General features: G+C 50.1%; 14 protein-coding genes. 8 read left to right on the top strand and 6 right to left on the bottom strand.

Annotated features, from left to right (window positions below):
• Positions 1 to 206 precede the first annotated feature (206 nt).
• From SH451x_RS25120 to SH451x_RS25110, 3 genes are read left to right on the top strand one after another with little or no spacing between them, the layout of a single operon-like run.
• Complete coding sequence (locus tag SH451x_RS25120; RefSeq protein ID WP_479360054.1) at positions 207 to 857, top strand: PepSY-associated TM helix domain-containing protein; 651 nt, start codon at positions 207 to 209, stop codon at positions 855 to 857.
• 10 nt (positions 858 to 867) lie between these two features.
• Positions 868 to 1,428, top strand: coding sequence for a DUF2271 domain-containing protein (locus tag SH451x_RS25115; RefSeq protein WP_479360053.1), 561 nt, complete (start codon positions 868 to 870; stop codon positions 1,426 to 1,428).
• Positions 1,429 to 1,442: 14 nt separating this feature from the next.
• Positions 1,443 to 2,261, top strand: coding sequence for a DUF4198 domain-containing protein (locus SH451x_RS25110; RefSeq protein ID WP_479360052.1), 819 nt, complete (start codon positions 1,443 to 1,445; stop codon positions 2,259 to 2,261).
• A 377-nt stretch (positions 2,262 to 2,638) separates the two neighbouring features.
• Here the strand turns inward: SH451x_RS25110 and SH451x_RS25105 are convergent, their stop codons facing one another.
• From SH451x_RS25105 to SH451x_RS25095, 3 genes are all read right to left on the bottom strand, one after another.
• Positions 2,639 to 4,207, bottom strand: a complete 1,569-nt coding sequence (locus SH451x_RS25105) for an outer membrane protein assembly factor BamB family protein (RefSeq protein WP_479360051.1) — start codon at positions 4,205 to 4,207, stop codon at positions 2,639 to 2,641.
• 675 nt (positions 4,208 to 4,882) lie between these two features.
• Positions 4,883 to 5,149 carry a hypothetical protein gene (locus SH451x_RS25100; RefSeq protein WP_479360050.1) on the bottom strand — a complete coding sequence of 89 codons (267 nt, stop codon included), beginning with the start codon at positions 5,147 to 5,149 and terminating at the stop codon, positions 4,883 to 4,885.
• A gap of 517 nt (positions 5,150 to 5,666) precedes the next feature.
• Positions 5,667 to 7,910: a hypothetical protein gene (locus SH451x_RS25095; RefSeq protein WP_479360049.1), complete on the bottom strand. Its 2,244-nt coding sequence runs from the start codon at positions 7,908 to 7,910 to the stop codon at positions 5,667 to 5,669.
• Between the two features lie 335 nt (positions 7,911 to 8,245).
• Between SH451x_RS25095 and SH451x_RS25090 the strand changes: the two genes are divergently transcribed.
• On the top strand, positions 8,246 to 8,863 hold the full coding sequence (locus tag SH451x_RS25090; protein ID WP_479360048.1) for a DUF1559 family PulG-like putative transporter: 618 nt from the start codon (positions 8,246 to 8,248) through the stop codon (positions 8,861 to 8,863).
• 268 nt (positions 8,864 to 9,131) lie between these two features.
• Here the strand turns inward: SH451x_RS25090 and SH451x_RS25085 are convergent, their stop codons facing one another.
• Positions 9,132 to 9,839, bottom strand: coding sequence for a DNA alkylation repair protein (locus SH451x_RS25085; protein WP_479360047.1), 708 nt, complete (start codon positions 9,837 to 9,839; stop codon positions 9,132 to 9,134).
• A 373-nt stretch (positions 9,840 to 10,212) separates the two neighbouring features.
• On the opposite strand from SH451x_RS25085, the gene SH451x_RS25080 reads away from it, so the two are divergent.
• Together SH451x_RS25080 and SH451x_RS25075 are read left to right on the top strand one after the other, a co-directional pair.
• A complete protein-coding gene (locus SH451x_RS25080; RefSeq protein WP_479360046.1) occupies positions 10,213 to 11,535 on the top strand; it encodes an alpha/beta hydrolase-fold protein in 1,323 nt (440 codons plus the stop codon).
• A 170-nt stretch (positions 11,536 to 11,705) separates the two neighbouring features.
• Positions 11,706 to 12,515 (top strand): hypothetical protein, encoded by an 810-nt coding sequence (locus tag SH451x_RS25075; protein ID WP_479360045.1) that lies wholly within the window; start codon positions 11,706 to 11,708, stop codon positions 12,513 to 12,515.
• 102 nt (positions 12,516 to 12,617) lie between these two features.
• Here the strand turns inward: SH451x_RS25075 and SH451x_RS25070 are convergent, their stop codons facing one another.
• Positions 12,618 to 14,162 carry a family 43 glycosylhydrolase gene (locus SH451x_RS25070; protein ID WP_479360044.1) on the bottom strand — a complete coding sequence of 515 codons (1,545 nt, stop codon included), beginning with the start codon at positions 14,160 to 14,162 and terminating at the stop codon, positions 12,618 to 12,620.
• A 57-nt stretch (positions 14,163 to 14,219) separates the two neighbouring features.
• Positions 14,220 to 15,326 carry an alpha/beta hydrolase gene (locus tag SH451x_RS25065; protein ID WP_479360043.1) on the bottom strand — a complete coding sequence of 369 codons (1,107 nt, stop codon included), beginning with the start codon at positions 15,324 to 15,326 and terminating at the stop codon, positions 14,220 to 14,222.
• 271 nt (positions 15,327 to 15,597) lie between these two features.
• On the opposite strand from SH451x_RS25065, the gene SH451x_RS25060 reads away from it, so the two are divergent.
• Both SH451x_RS25060 and SH451x_RS25055 read left to right on the top strand, forming a co-directional pair.
• Entirely contained in the window at positions 15,598 to 18,423 is a 2,826-nt protein-coding gene (locus SH451x_RS25060) for a DUF1592 domain-containing protein (protein WP_479360042.1), read from the top strand.
• A 124-nt stretch (positions 18,424 to 18,547) separates the two neighbouring features.
• Positions 18,548 to 19,963 (top strand): DUF1552 domain-containing protein, encoded by a 1,416-nt coding sequence (locus SH451x_RS25055; RefSeq protein WP_479360041.1) that lies wholly within the window; start codon positions 18,548 to 18,550, stop codon positions 19,961 to 19,963.
• The last annotated feature ends 8 nt before the right edge of the window (positions 19,964 to 19,971 follow it).

Below are 19,971 nucleotides of genomic sequence, written 5' to 3'. Positions count from 1 at the left end.
GAGTTCCAAATCGAAATCTACTTGACGTGGTTCTCTTTCCATCAAGTGACAACGGCCACAGCAAAAACATGCGTGAAATCATCGGGTTTAGCAACACAATTCTGGTTTGCCCCATTGACCAACCGCCTTATTGAGATGTAGTCTCAATAAGGCCGGCGGGAGTGCAATTGAGTGGCACTCTGCGGTGTAACTGTCTAAAAGTACCGATGACCAAGCCGCCAACGAGTTCCAGCCACAAGTTCAATCGCAAGTCCTTTCTTGCCAAGCAGTTCATTCTTTGGCATTGGGTGAGCAGCGCGGTTTGTTTTGTGTCGATGGTTTTCTTTGCGGTGACGGGCATCACGCTGAACCACGCTGCTTCGCTGAAGGGAACCAACGAAGTAAAGCAAGTTAATAACATTCTTCCCGCAAAGCTTGTTGCTGCGGTATCGCCTTCTGCTGGTGAGAGCGTCGAAGCGAGTGGACCTGTGCCAGTCGAGGTCGCTTCTTGGTTACGTCAGACGCTGGGAGTTCAAGTTGCCGATCGATCTGTCGAGTGGTCGCAAGAAGAGGTCTACGTCAGCTTGCCTCGACCCGGTGGTGACGCATGGTTAACAATAGATCGCCAGACAGGCGAAGTGGTCCACGAGGTAACTAGTCAAGGTTGGATTGCTTATCTCAATGATCTGCACAAGGGCCGCAATACTGGGCTGATATGGTTCTGGTTCATCGATATTTTTTCTATAGCCTGTGTTGGGTTCAGCTTAACTGGGCTTGGTCTTCTGTGGGTACATGCCAGGCGTCGATCAGCGACTTGGCCGTTGGTTGTGGCTGGTCTACTTGTCCCCGTCTTAATTGCCGTTTTGTTCATTCACTAAAGTTGTGTTTATGAGGCTACGCCTGCTGTTTGCTGCTGTACTGGTTGTCACTGGGTGTGCCTTGAGCCATCTGTTTGCCGGTGAAGGTACCGGTGAAGGTGCTGCTGAGATTGTGCTTCGCATAGAAGTTCCTCGGCTGGATGTTGGTCAATACCATCGCCCCTATGTTGCTGCATGGATCGAAGATTCTGAAAACGAACACCTTGCCGATCTGGCTGTTTGGTACGACATCAAGATGAAAAATGGCGAAGGGCAAGCTTGGCTGAAGGATCTGCGTCAATGGTGGCGTAAGAATGGCCGCAGTGCAAAACTTCCCATTGATGGAATAAGCGGAGCTACGAGGCCCGTCGGTTTTCATGCCGTGGAGCTTTCGCTGCAACAAGTGAAGCTGCCTGCGAGCGAAGGCCGGGAATACTCGCTAGTCGTTGAAGCTGCTCGCGAAGTAGGCGGTCGCGAGCTTGTCCGTATCCCATTTAAATGGAACGGAAAAAACGCCGTGGGTGTTTCGTCTACGGGTAAATCCGAGTTAGGCAAAATCGAATTCTCTATTAACGTTACCCAACCCCAATAACCCCTTAAAGGTCGATGATGAAAATCCGAAAAGTTCTCGCAATCGCAGCTATCCTGTCCTGTTTTGCTCAGCCATTGTACGCCCATCGATTCTGGATCATTCCATCCAGTACCGTGTTATCTGGAGACAAGCCTTGGTTAACTGTTGATGCCGCCATCTCGAATAGCTTGTTCTTCGCTGATCATGCTGCTCCAGACCTTGCCTCGATTAAAGTGACCGGTCCCGATGGCCAAGAAGTTCCATTGCAAAACGGCGCCAAAGGAAAGTATCGGACGACTTTTGATCTCCAGCTTCCAACACAAGGAACTTACAAGATCAGTACCGGTCGCGGCATGATGAGTGCAACATGGCAAGAAAATGGTGAAACCAAGCGTTGGCGAGGCAGCGCTGATGACTTCGCCAGTGCCAACCTCAAAGACAAGCCCGAGCTTCAGTTGTCTCGCAACGCAAGCCGTGTTGAAGCATTCGTAACGAACGGCGAGCCCGATACAAAAGTATTAGAGCCAACCGGTTCAGGGCTCGAGCTCGCGATCGATAAGACTCATCCGAACGATCTATTCGCTGATGAAAAAGCGAGCTTCATTCTGCTGAGCGACGGCAAGCCAGCGGCTAATGTGGAAGTGGTCTTGATCAAAGGTGACGATCGTTATCGAGATTCGCAGGACGAAGCCAAGCTGACGACCAACGAAGAGGGCCTTTTTACATGCAGCTTCCCTGAAGCCGGTCGTTATTGGTTAAACGCAAACCTCAACGGCGGCGAATCCAACACCGACGGCATTCCAACCTCAGTCCGATATTCCTACACGGCAACTTTTGAAGTCTTGCCACAGTAGGATTTCCCTGGGACGTTACTGCAGTTTTGGCGCACCAAAACTATCGCAAAAGTTGCCCTTCGCTTAATGCAAATCGGCAAGCACTGGCAAGCCAGGTATAGTGCGGTGCGATTGTGGATGAAACCAGAATTTTGCACTCCGCCGCTCGTATCGATTTGAACCGATCCGAGCGGCTATGGCCGAGACTTTGGAAGGCAGCGAGTGCACTTCAGTGCAGAGGCGTGTTGTGGGTTTTGAAGGCTCAAACGCAAATAGTTGGGCAAGAGCAAATTGCCCCTGACGATGCTTTACGAAGCGGATCAAACGTAGCAGAAATCACTTCGCACCAATATCTCCAACTCTGATTCTTATTTTTGTCTCACTAGTACGTTCCATATTTACTCTCCAATTGCGAAGACTTGCGAGCGAGTTACGACAAAGAGTGTGCTATCAGCAAACACGGGCGACGATTCGATCGCATCACCAAAATCCATGACGGCGATCGGTTCATAAGTTGACGACGCACGGAGAACTTCGAGGTTGCCGTCTTCGTTAGTCACATACAGCGCATCGCCAATTACTAGCGGGGTTCCGAGCGCAGTTCCCAGCATTTCGTGCTGCCAGTAAAGGTTGCCGCTTTGCTTGTCCAGGCATCGGACAATGCCAGCAACATCGGCCGCGAACAAAAGTTTGTCCGTCATGCAAAGTCCGGATAATGAACTTCGAATTCGATGACCGTTTTGCTCAACCAATTCCCAGATCAATTTTGAATTTGGATTGGATACTGGAATAGCATTCGATAACAACTCGCGACTTACATCGCCTCTACCGAATGGGTCTATGCAATAAATCCCTCCTCCAATGTTAAATGCTTCACGGTCATTGCCAATTGTAAAATACAGACGGTGACCGTCGAAAACGGGTGACTCGCTGAGCAATCTTGTGTTAGAAAAGTGTTGTAGATCCCCAGTACTTCGTTCCATTTGTGTATAAACATCAAACTTCCAAGCTAAATCGCCGTTGCCACAGTCAAATGCACGAACGAATCCATCGCCCTGACCAATCGCAACATAATTTTTCTCGCCATTTCGAAAGATAACTGGATTGCAAAATTGAGTGCGAAGAATGGATTGACCGGGAGAATTGTCGGTCCAGACCGTCTCGCCAGTATCTTGGTTCAGGCAGACGAGGCTTGGTACATCTGGATTGACAGGCGGAGTCTGTTCAAAATGGTATGAATTCGTAGTGTTTACAAAAATCAGTCCATCGGCTCCAACAATAGAACATCTGCTTGCACGACTTCCCAGGTGCACATCTGTGGGAACGACATCAAATCGCTCTTTCATATCAACGATCCATTCCACCTCCGGTTCGCCAGTTCGTTGGATCAGCGGTTTTATATTTAAGCAGATAACTTCCAACCGATTCGTGCAAAACCATAGTCGTTCGCCCAGTATAAAAGGCGAAGACGTATTACCAGTTCCTGGCCAGTCTTGACGTGGATTCTTAAGTTTTTGGCTGATGTGTTGGTATAGCAATTTGCCGGTCGAAGCATCCAAGCAAGCGAGCACACCTGAGTCGGTTGTGCTTTCACCGACGGGATCTGCCGTGCCAATCCAGACAAGCCCATCTGAGACGACAGGGTCACACATCGACTGATCGAAGCCGCCAGTCACCCATTTCACTCGCCCACGGCGGGCTGCAGGAAATGCGAATTTCTCAACTGCTTTGCTGTACTCAGTGTCCCAGACTAGCGGGCCAATTTCGTTTTCAATAGCGGAGGTTCGATATATCGTTCGTCCCCGCATCGGCCAATCGTCAGCTATGGTGCTCGGCGATATCACCAGCAAAATCGAAAAGAGCAAGTACCTATTCGAAGTTACCGTCAGGCACGTAGCCAACGAATGAGCAAGATAGCGATACAATTTTGAAAAGCAACTTTTGAGCGAAAAACCAAGCAATCGCATGACTATAGCCTATGTACGGGATGCCGGCATCATGGAATTTGGAGCAGAACGAAAGTGCAAATATCTCTTAATCGTAGCAAAAGAATGCGAAGGGAGCTCCTCGTTGCGAAGCGGATTTAATGGCTTCGCGGGATCGGAAAGCTGGTGGCTATCCAAATGTTGCCACCCGCGAAGAACACTATTGAGTACGTAAGTGTTATGTTTTAAAGTGGTTATTGCCTTTTGATAGTTGAGTCCTGAGGGGCAGTCCCGGCTCCGTCGTCAAGTGATATCTGTCCCGGCGCTTCCGGACGGAGCGATTGGCGAATAGCGCAGTCTTGTGTTATGCTCCATGCAAGGTGACTCAAATTGCTGCTTTAGAAGTAGTGGTACAGATACGTGGCGATGGCTTACCGAAAAATGAATCGCCGACGGAAAGTTAAGTAACATCTCTGGGGATGGAAGCCAAAGGTAAAATCATGGGCAGTGGTGCTGGACGTTCGCCCAGGCCACCAGAGAGGATCTCGAACGTTTACCGCAAAGCCAAGTATTTCAGATTCACGGACAGCGACATAACTGGTACCGATGTGCAAACGAAACTAGTTCTGAGCAGCGAACTTGTGGAAGAAGCGGTCAAGATCACTATCGCCACTGCGAAAGCCGTTGCGATTGTCGTCGACTCTCAACGCTCGGATCTCAATCATCGAATAATGCTCGCATCGCAGCCGTTGGCGGCTGTGGTTTTTCAATGCGACCGAGAAGGGTGTTTCCCGTTGTCCGCGAAACCTCGATGATGGGCGGATTAATCAAATCAGCCGGAATGGAATCTAGTGCGTTCAAATGGTGCAGGACTGCAGCTTCGATCAAATGAGATTTCTTGACTCCGTGCGTAGCAACATACCGCTCCAATAATTCTCGTGTTTCGGCGGAAATGTTTGCGGATATCTGGGTGGTTGAATTCATCGGATTCGCCTTCTCTGCCATCGTCGTAGAAAATCCTACGTTTTCGTAGAGCATACTGCCTGTAGCAGTGGCAGGCAAGTTTTCCCCGATGACTAATAGGCAACTTGTGATCTGGGATCGTCGGGGACAAAACATGCAAGTGAGTCAGAACTCTTTTGTGAGAGAGCGTCCATTGGCAACAGGAATGGCTCTATTCGCTCTCCTGTACGAGTTGTACTCGGCGAGCCGTTCTCGCAACGATAACATTTTCCTGCCGTCAGATCTTCTTGTCGCCTCGGCTAGCAGTGAAATTTCTTGAATCCCAGACTTTGTACTGCCTACAACTGGAGAGTGTTCGTCATTTGAAAATCTTGTTGCTTCGGAATTGCGAGGGTCTAGACTCTCCTATCACAAGGACCAGAAAAAGGGGGGGAATTCGCAGTTCAGCTCGGGCAGTGCACGCTCGGAGAGTTCAGATTTGGTACGATTAAAAATCGTATCAAGGCTCTTTGGACGAATGATTCGAACCATCCGTTGACTATTTTGGAAGCCGATCAACGGTATTCAAGTCTCGAGTTTTCAAACGCTTCTCCGCTGGCAGCAACTGCTGAAAAATCAACTGATTGCGAAGTTCAAGTAGAATATGGTCACCGTTCAGCATTACAAAAGCTTCGTTCGGCGCAAACAGCTTGATGCCATATCCGATCCGCTCGAATGATCGACGTTCGTAATCTATGCCAACCGCAATATTGCATGTACGCAGCTCCAACTGCTTTTTGATCTGATCCACGTCCAAAGGTTCTCCGGTCAGAATCAGTACGACGTGAAGCCCCTTTCGACCGTACAACTCGTCTGCAATCTTGAGTTTTGTTATTAGGTTGGTCATCCATAAATCATTCTTGTCGAATGTTGCCAACAAGAGCCATTCGCCTTGTGTTTTCTGGGCGGAAGTTCGCAACTCAGAAAGCCATTCATCGACAACGTAATCTCTTGAAAAGCCTTGATTCTTGCTTGGCTCAGGCACGACAAAACTCCCTAAATCGAAATCGCCATGCGTTTCAGCGCTCCAATTTCGTCTGTTAGTTCCGCCAATGGGGCCAAGCGTATATTCGACGTTCGGCGACAGGCCACCAATTAAGAAACCGCCTTGCGAGTCCGTTGGCGGACCAAGCGGCGACAAGTGCTTTCTGCTCAAGATCTCTTTATTAGAATGTACCGAAAAGCGCTCATCATATTGCGGTAATCCTACCTGATCCCTGAGTTGTCCATAAATCACGACCTCTTTTGAAAGCTGGATTTTGTTCGGTTGTTCGTGCGAGATGTGTTGCCCCCCACGTGCGCCATAAATCGGGCGCATAGCATCGAAATAGTACTCATCAGAATACAAGCTCAGCGATGTTCTGGGCGACTTCGGCTGCTCTGGTGAATAAAGCAATGCTGTCTCACGAATACCTTTCGAAACAATCAGATGACTAGAGCGAGCGTCATATTCACCAGTGAACTCCAGTGCGTCGTAACCAGACGCTTTACCTGCCAACATGATTGCATTGGCTAGTTCAGTTACCGGGATCGTCTGTTCGATAGACGCGTCATTGTCGAGTGACTCTAATTGAAATGTGACTGCGTCGCCCGCTACCGCAATTGGAAATTCAAAATAGCCATCATAAGAAGTAGACGTTTCGAAACTCATCACCACATCGCCGCTTTCCTTGGCCTTAACACGTCGATTAACCAAAGGAGATCCCGAGTCTCGGTCTACGGCAAAGCCGAAAATTGTTTGTACAGGGTAGTATTGGAATTGAATGTTAGTATCGGTCGGTTTCAGATCGATCGATTTGGGATACGAAAGCCCATTTGTTCCATTTGGATACACCCTGTATTCGCACTTGCCTCCGCCAAAGCTTGAATGATCAACGTTCCAGTCCACATTGAACTCTACCACGCCATTTGAATCCGCGACAACGTACCAGTGAAAGCCTTCGGTTGCTGAATATCCATTTGACGCCGAAACGAACAATCGCTCTGGCTCACTTCGATGTTCAGTGTGATCTACAACTTTACAAGTGACCTTTGTTCCACGACGAAGCTCGATTTTTGAGTTTTTGATTGCGTTTGCCACTGTCATGAATGTCGTGGCATAATCTTTGTGAGTAAAAGTCAGTGATGTTCGATTCAAATTAGAGGCTTGTCGCGTCAGCCAAGGAATTGTGAGCACACCGTTTACATCGGACCGAGGCAAGGTTAGCGACTGGATCGACCCAAGATCGATGTTCGAGAAAGAATCGACAGAGTTGAAGTAGTTTGCAAATTCGACGCCTTCTATTGGATTGCCGTGGGCATCAACAAATATGAGCTTGATTTCATCCGGTTCGTCGACCTTCAAGCTTAAACTCTCCGTAATGCTGTTCGACGTGAAATACTTAGGAAGATAGAATTCGTCCGTTGAAAGGCACGTTGACTTTGATGGTATCGCAACGGCTTGAAAGCTGTAGTCGTCTACGCTGTCGCTGTAGCGGTCAGAAACTTTGAATTCAAAACTTCCATTCTGGTCTGTAACGGCTTTGTCGACGACAATTACATCTCGCTTGCCCGAGTAAAATTTTGGCGAAGCAAGACAAACGACTTCAATCCCTTTTTTGTATATTCTCTGTGACGAATAAACAGTGCCGCGAACGAAGATGTCTGCTGCAAACAAAGGTTGTGTTGCGACGGCAAACAAAACGAAGTAGGCGAACAAAACATGTGAAAGGGAGTGCATTGAAGTGTTTAGAACTTGCTTCATCGTAAACCATTGGACTTTTAGAAGTGTGATCAAATTGCGTAGCGCCTAAAGCAAATAGCCCTTTGCTGGTAACCGCGGCTTTATCTGCATTCGCTTATTTTACAATAACAAGCACCCGGATGGGTTTGGCATGGGGTGGTTCTAGAAACGGTGAGCGTCCGCCTTCACTTTATGTGCCAGCAACACATATTCTTTGGCACATCGTTGATTCCTTCGTCACATATCTGTCAGCCTTCCAGATTTTCGCTACGCTAACCAAAATGAGTTTCCTGCACCGTAATAACACGTAAACTCGGGGAATCGCCTGAGAAGATTGAGCGGTGGATGGATTGACCATGAGATATTTTACTATTTGCCTGCTACTGCTCGCGATTTCGCTGGCGAGCGTCTGTGCTGTTCGAATCGTGAGAAACGAACTTGACCTATATAACGATCACCTTGAAAAGTACAACTGTGGGGTAAATCTTAGGGTGCTTTACCAAGCGTTGGAATCGTACCACTCGAAGTTCCACGACTTTCCGCCCGTTTACTCTACCGATGAATATGGAAATAGGCTTCACAGTTGGAGGACATTGCTAATTCCTTACCACCCAGACGCTTCTTGGGCGTTCACGAAGGAAATTGATTTTTCTTCCGCTTGGGATAGCGATACAAACGCACGAGCGAGAAGTCTTCTTCCTGTCACTTTCTATACATGTGATGGTCAGAATCCCAAAGGGTCCACATTTGCGTTAGTGATACGAAATAAATTTGACGGTTTTCACCCGAATCTGGGGCAGCAAGACGAAGTTTCGCAAGCAACTTCTCCAGTGCTTGTTGTTGCCTTTGAGACAGGAGGAGTTGAACATTGGATGAAACCGGAAGACCCAGTTGTAAACCAAAAAGTGACTCCAATTTTTGAACTGATGGAAGATGGCACACTCCTACGTCGCAATAAGCAGGATCAGCAATAGTTGCCGATGTGTCGAAAAAAAGGTGCTACTTTCGAATGGCATTGTAGAAATTACATCAGCGCGGAATTCGTCTACTCAAGGGTCGATCATTAGCATGTGTCAGCTTTAATCGCGTCAATGCTTTGAAGTTGAGCAGATCGATTCGGCGGCAGAAGATTTTGATACTACATGCTTGCAAGTCGATGCGCTGGAGTGGAGTGGGAGAGCCTAAATTACGTACGAAGCAGCCGGTGGGTATCGGCGTGACGCATGGTTGCGAAATCTTGATTCAGCAACGGACGGTTTTTCTTTTTGGCGCAACGTTGGCTCCCCGGCGGCACTTCAGAATATAGCTGGCTGCGTCTGGAACTTGGCATGAAGTATCGCCCATATCGACTTCGATTTTGCCTATCCTGACCGCAGATTGCAAAGCGTCCTCCGCTAGCGGCGCGACATATGTACCTACACTGATCAAGTACCCGTTCATTGCGTACCGTACTCGATTCGGCGAGGCCTTGATATTCTCTTCGACCTTAACAATTAAATCAGCAAGCTTGGCAATCGGTAGTTTATCGTCAGGTACTAGAGCAACAACTGACGAAAGAGTCGACCAACCGGCAACGGCAACAAGCTCCTTTTTAGAAGTAATCCATTTGAAGGCGAGGGTGAGCCCTTCTGGATGCTCGCACGCAACCCATGGCACAGTACAGCCAGCAATCATGTGCCACGTTGCGATTGCCGCCCACTCATTGAGTTCTTTCATGCTCATTTTAGAGCCGTCAGCGATCAAGCCAGCGAGATACATAGCATCCGAGTTCTTGGATGCATACAACTGCATCGCTACGGCTTGATTTCCTTTTAGCTTCTTTTGCAGCGTTTTGAGATCGCCGACGCGAACACCAAAAACAGGTTCTACTGCACCGTGACGAAGGTACGTTTTTTTCGTCTGTGCAGTCCCCAAAGAGGCCAGTTCGGACATGACTTCTTCTACAGTCATACTTACTCCTTGCAGGTGCTTCGATTTACAGATTGTTTTTGCAGATCATGTTCTGGCAGCGGAACGGAGGAATAAATTGTGAGGGCTGCGCGACCCGCCTCGAACAACGTGGCTATGGCATCTCTTCTCGTTCATCGGAACACAGAATGAGTTGACGGAAAATATGGCGACAGCGGCTCAAAGGTTAATATATCTGAAAATTCGCGGCGAGTGATTCTGAGTGTTTTGTAGGTATCAAGTAAAAGGGGCTGGACGGTGTTGCTGGGTAGGCAAGTCTATTGGGACGTGTTACACCGCTTGTGGAATCATGTACACTGTACTGCTAGTTCGTGTTTTAACTTCACCTCCTCTTCTTTCTTCCGGAATCTGACGAATGAAGCTCCGATATTTCAAGAGCGTTAGCATCGCTCTCGCACTTTTTGGAACCACTAGCACACTAAGTCACGCGCAGCAGCCTGCTCAGCCGCCAGCTGCAGAAACGCCGAACGGTGCTGAAGCTACTCCACCTCTAACCGCCGTCCCCAACAATAGGCGACCAGAACGTGGAGGCATTGTCTCGGACGGCGGAGGAGGGCGAACAGCGTCTTTAGCTTCTCCTATCGTGTCAGCAGATCGTCATGTTACTTTTCAAGTAAGTGCGCCTGATGCGACTCAAATTAAATTGACGTGCGACTTTCAAGAGGAAACGCCGTTGGTAAAAGATGCCGATGGAACTTGGAGCGTCACTGTTGGGCCTGTAGATCCCGACATCTACTATTATAATCTCGTTGTGGATGGCGTACGTACGATCGATCCAGGCAACAGTCACGCAAAGGTCGGCTATTACACAAGCACGCTGACGAGCGTTTTGTATGTTCCAGGAGATGAGCCCGCATTCTACGACGTCAAAGATGTACCGCATGGTGAACTGCGGACTCACATTTACAAGTCAGCGTCGAACGATGTCGTTCGTGAACTCTGCGTGTATGTTCCTCCCGGCTACGATAACGAGCCTAACAAAAAGTATCCTGTTCTTTATTTGCTGCACGGAAACGCGAATGATCATCAGTCTTGGCAACGCTACGGCCGCGCAAACGAGATCTTAGACAACATGCTGGCCGATGGCGAAATCGAGCCATTCCTCGTTGTGATGCCACTCGGTTATGGCGGTGCATCCATCAATGGCGACGGAGGCGGCGTTGCCTCGGTCGCAGGGCCCGACAATCGAGCTAGTGGTGCTCCGTTTGGTGGCCGACCAGGCGGACCCGGCGGGCCAGACTTGTATGAGCAAGACATCATCAAAGATGTCGTCCCGTTGATCGACTCCAAATACCGCACGCTTGCCGACCGACGTAGTCGAGCTATCTTTGGATTCTCCATGGGCGGCGGACAATCCGGCCGTATCGGGCTTGGGAATCTAGATACGTTTAGCCATGTTGGGATCATGAGCGCGGGTTTAGGTCGCGGTGGAGATTCCGGACCCGTCGCACAATTGGCAAAAGATGTTGCCGGAACCAATGAAAAGCTCGATCTGCTATGGATCGGTTGTGGCCGAGATGATTTTGCGTTCCCAGGCGCCAGCAGCTTGGCCCAGTCCTTGAAAGAAGCCGGAATTGAGCACACCTTCGTTGAAAGCGAAGGCGGCCACCACTGGCGAGTTTGGCGGCGCTACCTGCATGAAGTTGCTCCTCAGCTGTTCAAGGCGGAAGCAGATTGAGTTCGTTTCAAAGCCTTAAGTGGGACTTTCCTAGCGGGCAACAGAAAACTACGTTAGCGTAATTCTTTCGCTAATTTGGAGTTTATGACCTTTCGTCACATCACACGGGCGATTTGGCAGTGACTATAATCAGCAAAGTTTTGTTTCGAACTTTTACATGGGAGATCATTATGAAATATCTATTGGCGGGTCTTTGTGCTTTGACGTTCTTTGCAAACGGAAATGCTCAAGAGGGCGCTCAGGAAAAGGCGCAGGAAGTTACTGCGGCGGCAGCGACGAGTGCAAATCCTGCAGGCAAGTGGACTTGGACTCAAGACATGCGCGGCAACGAAGTCTCGTTTGAGTTAGTCTTGGCCATGAAAGACGATAAGCTTACGGGGACGTTTCAATCGATCTTCCCAAACCCGCCTGAAGGTTTTCCGGCTGACATGGCAAAGCCAGTCGATATTGAAGACGGCAAGGTAGAAGGCGACAAGATTTCCTTTAACGTCGTCCGTGATTTCAACGGCAATGAATTTGTTAGTAAATTCGAAGGTACGGTGAAAGGCGATCAAATTGTTGGTTCGCGAACCGTCAACTTTGGCGGCGAGGACCGCGTGTCAGATTGGACTGCCAAGCGATCTGGTTTGATGGCTTCGGATGTCGTTGGTGACTGGGTAATCAAAGTTAATACGCCTCAAGGAGAAATCGAAGAGAAGCTCAGCTTCGAAATGGATGGCGATAAGTTGAAAGGCGTTTTTCATAGCAGCTTCTTCGGTGATAGCCCGCTCAAGGACATCAAGCTAGAAGGTGAAAAGCTTTTGTTTGGCGTTGAGTTTTCCAACAACGAATTCTCGATGGACATCGATTATGAAACTAAGCCAAAGGGTGACAAAATCACTGGTGCGGCCAAGTTTGAGATGAACGGTCAAGAAACGAGTATCGATATAGAAGGCACGAAAGCCGGAGCAAAGGCAGATGCTGCGAAGCCCGCGGAATAGGCAGTTGAGATAAAACTCGGCTAACACTAATCGGATGAGGGCAGGAACGCATGTCTTGCCCGCATCCGATTTTTTATTGAACGGCAAAGAAGCCTAACATGGCTATTCCGGCACCGTGTTGCCGAAGGCGGTAAATTCGACGACGCCCGGAACAATGCCTTTCGGCCAACCAAGAATCGTCAAGCGAGCTCGCTTTCCAATCGTCGCATTGCATTCGCGATAGTCGACCAACAAGTCTTCGGTGCTGTCGCTGCGATCGACAATAGTCGCCCATTCTCCATCCGCAGTCTCTAATTCAACGCGGTATTGGAAGGGCCCCGAATGAATCCCATTTGCCGTGTCCAGATTGACGTCTCGCCAGATCACTCGGACAGCATGAATAGCGGCCGGGACCATGAACGTGCTGGTCAAAGTCGGATTTTTGTCATCCGCTTTGGGCTGCCACCAGGTTCGCAAGTCATCGTCGACAGCAAAGCGGCCTTCGAGATTGGCGGCATCGGTGGAACCGACCGTCCGTAGCTCGCCGTTGATAGGGAGCCAACCAGTACCTTTGGCGTTTGCAGTGGAACTAGGACTCGTATCAGGTTGCTTGCCAAGTGTTGCACCTGGAAGCCACTGTGGAAGGGACGTTGCGCCGTGTACGGTTAGCTCACCGTTTGAATCGAAGCCTGCTCGATCCATTCCCAAGCGTCGTTCAAACGCATGTACAACACTCGCGCGGACTGTATAGAATGACCAGAGTTCGTTGTCCGGGCCCGCCACAACGCAGCCATGTGCACTGCCCGTAATTAGCCCATCGACAGTGCGCAATATTGGATTGCGTTTCTGCGGTTTGAAGGGACCTAGCGGAGAATCGCTCGTGTAACAACCCATTGCATAAGTGCGATTTTCTGTTCCTCCTGCGCAGTACGTCAGGTAGTAAGTGTCTTCATGTTTCAGCATCCAGGCCCCTTCGACCCATCCGCGTCGAGGATTCTGGTTCCATTCGCCGACCGCTTCCCAAGGGAATTCCTTGGGATTGAATGGGATAAGTTCCTTCGGTTTAGTGATTGTCTTGGTTGGGTTGTTCGAATCAAGTTCAACGCCCCAAATACCACCCGTTGGACTGCAGCCCCAATAGTAGTAGAGTCGATCGTTCTGGTCGGAGTAAAGCATGGGGTCGATAAAGTCCGACATCTCGTCGGTGAGCTTTAGATCGATTGCTCCGATTTCTTCGAATGGGCCCAGTGGTGTTTCGGAAGCGTAGATAGGCGAATTGCTCGCCATTAACAAAAACTTGCCTTTGTGTTTGACGATGGTCGGTGCGTATCCGATATCTCGAATGTTTATCGGGTGATGCTTCCATGTCGCGCCGCGATCCTCGCTGACCCAAGCCATGTCGACCGAAGGATAGAGATACCATTTGTCATCGTGCCAGAGCGCCGAAACATCGGCCAATTCGCGGAACTGTTGTTTGTACCCCAGTCGCCACATCCAATCGTCGCTTGGTTCGCCGTTTGTTATATCGCGCGCCATTCGCCCGACCGGGAAGTTGGGCAACGATATTGGGTTGCAATACGTTTGGGGAAGACTTGACTCTTGCGCAATCCCTTGAAGGTTCGCAGTCATAGAGCAAACGAGCGCAGCCAGAAGTAGTTTCGATTTCAAGTGGGTACCCTTACGTGGTGGGGCGGATTGGGGAGGACAATCAAGCGATCAGTATAGTCATTTTGCTTCGTACGTTTTCCATGTCCACTCCATGGCAGCCCCGAGTGTTTGCCGTATTAATCCTTTTTCGACGTGCCCGGCGTCTTCAGCCCAAAGATATTGATAGTCATAGCCTTTCGCCTTTAACGCATCGGCCATGCGATTATTCGCTAACACCCAGTTGTGCAACCCTTCTTCGGACGATGTTGCCCCATTATCGCGTGATCCCACTTGGAGCCAAATTCGCAACGGTTTCTTATCGGAGTCTGGGATAAAGCTGGCGTGGTATTCCCAAGCTCCACGGGGAGCTGTCTCGCTGGGCATTTGATTTACGAAAGTGCCAGAGTAACTGATGACGCGATGATAGAGATCGGGTCGGAACCAAGCCATCGAGAGGGCGGCGGCTGCGCCCGAGCTTGCGCCCAGCACACCACGGCCATTTGGGTCGTTCGTCAGCGACACATTTGCATTCTGCTTTACAAGCGGTAGGACTTCCGATTCGATGAAGTCAGCGTAAGCTCCCGATACTGTGTCGTATTCCAGTCCTCTTTGGCTGCGCGGACCGTCACCACCTCCGTTAGCGATGAAGACGGCGGCCATCATTGGTAGTCGCTTCTGTGCAATGTAGTTATCCAAGACGGCGATTAAGGTTGCCTGCATGTTGGACTTTTCGGAGCCATCATGATTTACCATGAAGGGCAGTTCCGTACCGGGAGTATAACCGGCTGGTACGTAAACCCAGACTTGGCGTTCGTAGGGACCGCGAACGCCTGGATAGACTTTGGTGTCTTCGGATTTCATGACAAAGGTAGTCAGGTTTCCGCGAGGGACTCCTTCGTCCACTTGGAGGACGGGGACGTCGACCCAAGGCCCGGTCGTCGAGACTTGGAAGTTACCGTTCTGGTCGATTGGCGGTACCTTTTCGACTTTGACGGCATCAGCAGGCGGATCGACTTTGATCTGCGGCCCACGTGAGAATCCTTGCCGGCGGGGGCGTGCTTGCTCATTGTTAGTATTGGGCTGGCTATTTGGATCTTGAGCGATCGAGAGAGCGCATGACGGGCCAGTTGCCGTGAGAATGCAAATGGTCGCAAAAAATGAGAGAAATTGGTAGCGTTTGCGCATTCGGAACAACCTTTTCAATCAGGGAACGGATAGGCATTGAAAGCTTGGGCACTGATTGAGCAGATCAGCACGCGGCCCAAGATGGGGTTAAACTTCCAATATATCAGTTGCAACCTTCCACATTGGGCCGATGTCCCATTTTACAATTTGGACAGATTTGTAGTTTAAGGCTGAAAATTATTGACTTGCGAGTGCTCAACCACAAGAATAGTGGACTTGCGCCAACAGTTTCCTCTTCGTTTGGTCTTATATTGACGGTGGTCGCTCAGCTGTGTGTTATTCCAAGATCGCTTTTCATCTTTTCTTTGCAACCCTGTGTTGTCTTTCTTGTCCAGCCTATTCACAGTCTGATGACATTTCGGCAGGCCAGGATGACGGAATACCCCAGCAAACGGTAACGCAAGGAACTGCTGTTTCAGATCGATCTGCAGATGTAACGTCTTTCGAAAAAGAGGTCAGGCCTCTCTTACAAAAGTATTGCTATGACTGTCATGCAAATGGAGGCAATAGCGGGAATCTCTCATTTGATACTCTTGAGCTGCCCGAAAAGCTTCTTGCGCCGGAGTTGTGGCTGAAGGTTCTAAAGAATGTGCGTGCTGGAATTATGCCGCCACAAGACGAATTGCAGCCGACTGCTGACGAACTTAGAGCGTTGGAACAGTGGATTAAGTCAACTGCCTTTGGGATTGACCCCGAACGTCCAGATCCGGGCCGTGTCACACTGCGGCGCATGAATCGAACTGAATATCGCAATGCAGTTCGCGATCTTCTAGGGTTTGATTTCGATGTCGAGCAAGCGTTGCCGCCGGATGATGTAGGTTATGGCTTTGATAACATAGGAGATGTCTTGAGCATTTCCCCGATGCGTCTCGAGAAGTTTCTTGAGGCGGCCATTACGGTGGTAGAGAAGGGCGTTCCCAAAGACACGGTTGTGATTCCAAGTACTCTGTATCTGCCCGAAGATTTTGTTGACGACAATGGACGAGATGGCGACAACATGTCGTTTTATCAGCAACGCACAGTCCGAAAGAAAGTAACTGCGCCGGCTGCTGGGGACTACGTAATAAACATCTACTGCAAGATCGACGGGGATGCAATGCCACGCGATCCACAGGAGTGCCGTATTCATGTTACTTCCGATGGAGAAGAGTTCTTTACTCAGCAGTATCGTTGGGCCGACAACGACTGGTTCGAAGACGAGTGTGTGGTGCATTGGGAGGCAGGGGAGCACGAGATCTCGTTTACCACCGAGCCAGTTTTTCCAGATCTTAAACCGCTGCGGTCCAAGATGGATTATCGGATAGTCAGCGTACGCGTTGACGGTCCTACCGACCGCAGTCACTGGCAACATCCGCCTGGCTATGAAAAACTTTACAGTTTAGATTCCCCCCCAACTGACCGAGCCGAGCGACGGGCATATGCGACGGAGGTGCTGAAGCGATTTGCGACTCGTGCTTTTCGTCGACCTGTTTCGGATGAAACACTTACTAAGTTGATCGACTTGGCGGAGAACACTTACTCGCTAGAGGGTCTGACCTTTGAGCAAGGCATCGCTCAATCCATCGTCGCAGTCTTGGCTTCACCAAAGTTTCTGTTCCATTTTGAAGAGAACGAGCCGGCGGCTGACGGCCAAGCGTTCGCGAAAATCGATGAACTGAGTCTTGCTTCGCGTCTGTCGTTTGCGCTGTGGCGATCGATTCCCGATGATGATTTGTTGCGGCAGGCACTAGATGGCAAACTGCGAGAGAATCTAGAGACGACGGTCAAACGAATGATCGACGATCCAAAATCGCAAGGGTTCGTTGAGGGATTTGCGCAGCAATGGTTGCAAACCAGCGTGGTGATGGATATTCCGATCAACTCCGAAGCGATCATGGAAATGCAGATGACGAAAGCGGAGCTTGAAGAAAAAGCGGCAGCTGCGGCACAGCAGCAACGCGGTCGCTTCCGCGGCTTCGGTCCTCCAGGAAATGGTCCTCCAGGTAATGGTCCTCCAGGAAATGGTCCTCCAGGAAATGGTCCTCCAGCAGGGTTCGGACAGCCTCGTTCACAGCAAGGCGAGAATCTTAATGCTCCGGAGCAGCAACGCGTCGATTCCGAAAATTCTAGTCCGGCGGATGCTGCGCCACCGCAGGATGCTGCACCTGCTGCGGCTCCCAATGCAGAGCGGCCTCGGCCCAATGGCCCGCCTGGCAATGGACCGCCTGGCTTTCCCGGTGGAGGCTTTGGTCGTCGAAGGGGACCGCCGCCTTACGAAGGCAAGGAGTTAATTCCGTCAGTTCGTACTGCGATGAAAAACGAGGTCGAGGCGTATTTTGAGCATATCATGCGCGAGGATCGTAGCGTCTTGGAACTCCTGCGCAGTGATTACACTTTTGTGAATGCAGACCTAGCTAAGGTTTATGAGATTCCCGATGTTGTTGGCCCTGAAATGCGAAAAGTTACGTTGCCAGAGGGTAGCCCACGAGGGGGAGTTATCACGATGGGAAGCGTTCTGACCGTGACTTCGAATCCGACGCGAACATCGCCGGTTAAGAGAGGGAAGTGGATTCTTGAAAATATTCTCGGCGCTCCGACGGCGCCGCCGCCACCGAATATACCTTCCTTGGAGGAAACGATTGCGAATGCGGGGGACAGGAAGCCAACGCAGCGAGAGGCTCTGGCCATCCACCGGGAAGATGCCTTGTGTGCCTCATGCCATGAACGCATGGACCCGCTGGGACTAGCGCTAGAAAACTTTAATGGTTTTGGTCGTTTCAGGGCGATAGAGTTTGAGCAGCCGATCGACCCGTCGGGTAAACTCGTCACGGGCGAAGAGTTCAATCAAGTCACAGAGTTGAAAGAGGCATTGGCCGAAAATCATCAATTAGAGTTTTACCGTACACTGACCACGAAAATGCTGACCTACGTATTGGGTAGAGGGCCTGAGTACTACGATATGGCAACGATTGATGAAGTCGCTGAACGTATGAAACAAAACGATGGGAAATTTTCTGCGTTGCTAATGGGTGTGCTTGAATCAGCTCCCGTGCATAACAGGCTAATGGCTGCCGCCGTGGTGCCGCCTGCGGAAACTGCCGTCAGTGACGGGGAATAAGTTTAACATCCAATGTGATGCGCATGAGTTGGTTGTCCTGAGATGAATCGACAGGATTATGAGCACCTAAAATTAACGACAAGCCTAAACAATACGAAACTTAAGAACAGAGAGCGGAGCATACATGAACAAGATCCCTAACAACGCAAGTAGTCCCATGCCCTACCGCAATCATTCGCGACGTCGTTTTCTACAAGCGGCTGGGTTGGCGATGAGTTTGCCGGCGATGGAATCCGTTTTGCCTCGTGGCATGAGCAGGGCAAGCGCTGCTGCGGTGCCTGCGAGTACGGCGGCTACGACGGCGACGGGGGCTCCGCTGCGAACAGCGTTTCTTTATTTTCCCAACGGGGCAATTCCTGCGGCTTGGTGGCCAACGGGTGAAGGCAAAGATTTCCAGCTAAACCGCACGATGGAACCGCTCGCCGCGATGAAAGACAAACTTCAAGTACTTGCTGGATTGAATGATGTGTCCGCAAATGCGGGCAGTGATGGAGGCGGTGATCATGCGCGAGCCAATGGTACGTTCTTGACAGGAGTTCGCATCAAGAAGACGAACGGCGCAGACTTCTATGCCGGTGTTTCTGCCGATCAACTGATGGCACAACAAGTCGGACTGATGACCCCGTTCCGCTCGCTCGAGCTCTCGTGCGACGTGGTGTTAAACGTGGGGGCCTGTGACACGGATTATGCATGTGTTTACCAACATAATCTTTCCTGGAGTTCGCCTACGACGCCGTTAACTCCCGAAGTCGATCCGCGATTGCTGTTCGAGAGGCTGTTTGGTGAAGGCACGCCAAAGGATCGTGCACGGAATCTAGAAATTCGACGTCAACAAAAGAGCTCTATTCTCGACTTCCTCAAAAGCGAACGGACCGATCTAGCTCGCGATGCGTCCTCTCGCGACAAGCAAAAACTGGAAGAATACTACTCGAGCGTTCGTGATATTGAACAACGCATTACTTACGCAGAGGCTTCGCGTTCCGCCAGACGGCTTCCGACGCAAGAAGCTCCCGAAGGCATTCCCGCGAGTTACACCGAATACATGCGGCTTATGTATGACATGTTGCTGCTAGCCTTTGAAACCGATTCCACTCGCGTTGCTTCATTTATGATCGCCGGTGATGGGAACAATCGCGACTTCTCCGAGATTGGTATTAACGACGGTCACCACAACCTGACGCACCACGGTAACAAAGCTGATTGGATCGAGAAGGTCACGCAAATCGATGTTTGGTACGTCCAGCAGCTCGCATATTTCTTAGAGCGAATGGAAGCGACCAAGGATATCGATGGCAATTCGTTGCTACACAATTCGCAGATTGTATACGGCAGCGGATGCGCTGATGGAAATCGGCATACGCACGTCAATTTGCCAATCATTCTCGCGGGAGGTGGCGGCGGTACGCTTAACTCTGGACGATTCGTCGATTGCGAGAACGTTCCCTTGTGCAACCTTTACTTAAGTATGATGGATCGTATTGGAGGAGATAAAATCCCCCAATCGTTCGGTGATTCTACTGGTCGACTGGCGGATATCTAGTCATTTGA

It is taken from the genome of Njordella aestuarii (genome assembly GCF_056494165.1).
Note: the sequence above shows the minus strand (reverse complement) of the source record. Positions and strands in the feature narration are given on the sequence as shown.